Origin of the sequence: Citrobacter sp. wls613 (assembly GCF_005281195.1) — a bacterium.
Taxonomy (GTDB): Bacteria; Pseudomonadota; Gammaproteobacteria; order Enterobacterales; family Enterobacteriaceae; genus Citrobacter; species Citrobacter gillenii.
This window is the reverse complement of record NZ_SZXN01000031.1, coordinates 2499-2817: the sequence shown is the minus strand read 5'-3', so window position 1 is coordinate 2817 and position 319 is coordinate 2499. Positions and strand designations below refer to the sequence as shown.

1 pseudogene is annotated in these 319 nt (G+C 51.4%); it reads right to left on the bottom strand.

The features are described 5' to 3' along the window. A pseudogene (locus FDX01_RS23455) lies at positions 1 to 319 on the bottom strand (hypothetical protein); the annotation flags it as partial.

The window sequence follows — 319 nt, the reverse complement described above, 5'->3', positions numbered from 1 at the left end:
AGTGTTTTTAATGCTCTGGCTGCTGTAGTCGAGTTGAATATTGAAGTCCTGCCACTGCCGCGCCTGCTCGTCAGTTATCTGTAATAACTGCGCATCACGTTTGGCTCGCTTCTCCATTGCCTCAATTTCTGCATCGCTCATGTTCTTAAAGCGATTCAGGTCATCAATGCTGAAGAAACTGGTCAGGCCGTAGGCATTAGCGCCCTGCAACGTTCCGCCGGTCTGTTTGAAAATATCACGGGCTGCGCGGATCATTTCAGGCAGTAGCTGGTCCGGAGAGCGCTCGGCGTTGTTAATGCCCATCGCCTGAAACTTCCAG